The organism is Mesorhizobium delmotii, assembly GCF_900149755.1.
GTDB lineage: Bacteria > Pseudomonadota > Alphaproteobacteria > Rhizobiales > Rhizobiaceae > Mesorhizobium > Mesorhizobium delmotii.
Window position 1 is genome coordinate 299 of record NZ_FUIG01000026.1, and the last position, 2,498, is coordinate 2,796.

At 56.4% G+C, this 2,498-nt stretch carries 3 protein-coding genes; all 3 read right to left on the minus strand.

The genetic code is table 11. The annotated features are described in order from the left end of the window. Window positions 1-101: 101 nt before the first annotated feature. Window positions 102-1,172 carry an adenylate/guanylate cyclase domain-containing protein gene (locus BQ8482_RS16705; RefSeq protein WP_123148658.1) on the minus strand — a complete coding sequence of 357 codons (1,071 nt, stop codon included), beginning with the start codon at window positions 1,170-1,172 and terminating at the stop codon, window positions 102-104. A 3-nt stretch (window positions 1,173-1,175) separates the two neighbouring features. Beyond that, window positions 1,176-1,667, minus strand: coding sequence for a Rab family GTPase (locus tag BQ8482_RS16710; RefSeq protein ID WP_244602843.1), 492 nt, complete (start codon window positions 1,665-1,667; stop codon window positions 1,176-1,178). 16 nt (window positions 1,668-1,683) lie between these two features. Continuing rightward, window positions 1,684-2,498: OmpA family protein (locus BQ8482_RS39300; protein ID WP_244602844.1), on the minus strand; the 815-nt coding region annotated here is incomplete at its 5' end.

Genomic DNA, 2,498 nt, shown 5'->3' on the forward strand with positions numbered 1-2,498 from the left:
CCTGCCGCTACGCCGCTCGCTCGCTACAGCGCTGTTGAGGGCGCGCTCGCGAGCGGCTTCGCTGCCGCCGACCTACACTACGCGGTGGGACACGACCCAAATCAGGCCGGGAGCCGCCACATTCGAACACGACCTGTACCACGCAATTCCGTTTCCGCGAGTGGGTCGCAAGCAAAATTGGGTCCGAGCAGTTTGCGAGTTGCATCCGAAATACGGATTTCATCGGGCTCCGCTGACGTTTGAATACGTGCGGCGAGATTAACGGTCTCGCCCCACAGGTCATAGGCAAACCGCCTTTTGCCTATGACGCCCGCGACGATTGGTCCTGAGTGAATTCCAATTCTGAGTCTTATCGGTTCTCCTGCGAAGCGTTCGCGCTTAACCGCCTTCCGCAGTTCAAGTGCATAGTGCGCAAGGGCTTCTGCATGATCGGATCGCGCGGCGGGCAGGCCAGCGACCACCATCACACAATCGCCGATTGTCTTGATCTTTTCGCAGCCGTATCGTTCCGAGAGCAGATCCGCCGCCTTGAAGAAGTAATTTAAAATAGCGAGCGTTGTCTCGGCTCCGACGCTCCGTGCTCTTTCCGTAAAGCCGACGATGTCGGCAAAAAGCACACTCACCTCAGCGTGGTTGTCTGCAATTTGTTCGTCCGCTTTTAACCGCTCCGCGATCGACGCCGGAAGAATGTTGAGGAGTAGGCTTTCGGCGCGCTGGTATTCACGCGACAATCCCTCTTGGCTCTGCCTCAACGCCTCGTTCGTCAATTGTAATTTTTCGTTGAGTTGACGCTCCCTCTCTTGCAGGAGTGTCATTTCATAAGCCTTCTGTTGAAGCCGCTGCCTATTGTCGCGTTCGGCAGTGGCGTCAAGAAAGAGCAGCCACACGCAGGCATTGTCAGCAAAAAGATGAAGGTCCGCGACACGCCCGCTGGGCAGTTCGACCATGGCCATATGATATGGAAGCTCCGGGCAAGGCAGCAAACCTTCCATGAATTCAAGCTGCTCGGCAACAGGCTTACCAATGCGAAGTGATGAGAGTCCGTAATGTTCAACACTACCGCCCTTCGCAGCGATGCAAAGCTGAGCGTCAATTTTCAGATATGCGACAGAGTGCTCGTTGTAGAAGAAATCGTAAATCCAGCTTCTGACTTCTCTTGGGAATCCATGCATGGTCTATTTGGCGACCATCGAAGCAAGCTGACGAAACGCATCATCAACATATTCACCCGAAAGCGCGCTTGTTAGATAGACTTGCCATCCAAGTTGCCTCAGTTCGTCAATCTCCCTATCCGATATCGCCCACCGATCGGCCAGATCGGATTTGTTGAACAGCAATACAAACGGCATAGCGCCGAATTCGGCCTCGGCCCGCTCGCGCAGCGTGAGCGCCACGGCAAGAGTAGCGGCGCGGGTTCCATCGACGACAAGCACGAGCCCGCTCGCACCTCGCACATAGCTTACGCGGAATGAGCCGATATCGTCTTCGCCGGCCAAATCCCACAAAATCAGATCCACGGTTTTGTCCGGGAATGCGACACTCTTCTTGTCGATTTTCACTCCCACCGTGGTCAAGTAGGTTTCTGAAAAGATGCTTTGCACAAACCTGCGAACCAGACTCGTCTTTCCGACAGCGAACCCGCCCAACATGCAGATCTTCTTTTGCAATATCCTGGGCTCCGCCCTAGTGGAAGTTTACCGTAACCGAAACTCTGCGATTGGCGGAGCTCCCGGTTCGGCTATTTTCAGTCTCCGCTGGCTCAAAGGTGCCCGCGCCGCGAACCAAGAGCAATTCCGGATCGACGCCGCGCTTCTTGAGAAGCGCACGAACTGTCTCCGCGCGGGCGGCGCTGATCGACACGTTGGCCGTTTCACGGCCCGTCGCGTCCGAATGGCCGGTCAACATGAACTGTGCTGTTACGCCTGCCTTGCGGGCGTCCTTGGCCAATTCCTTCAACTGATTTGCCAATTTGTCGAGAACCGGCAGTTGCTCTGGTCCCGGTATAGCCTTGCCAGAATCGAAGAAAATGTCGACCGCTTGAATAGCCTCCCTCAAATGAGTGAGTTCCTGAGGAGTCAACTCACGCAGCTCGGAGATTTCTAGAGAGAGTCCGTCCGCGGACAGCTGTTGGGAGGCGACCCGCGCCCGATCTATCCAGGCGGCAGGAGCCTCACCCACGGCAACGATGCGATCCTGGATGATCATAAGCCGAACCGATTTCGGCGGAGTCAGCGACGCTACCAGCCGCTTCAGCACGAACTTCGGATCAAGGCTCTGATAGAATTGCCACTGCGAATGAACGCGAGCAGGATCAACCCCTGTTCCGGACAGCAGAGCCTGCGGGTCGGCGGCCTGCGGGTCTCTCAGGCCGGAAATATAGAAGTGTCCACCCCTCGCCGTTTGTTGGGCGACGATGATTCCCGGTTGGGCCTCAAGTCGCGACACATAAGTCTGCCAGTGCTCCGCCGCGCGTGCTTCGGGGCTCACATCACGAACCT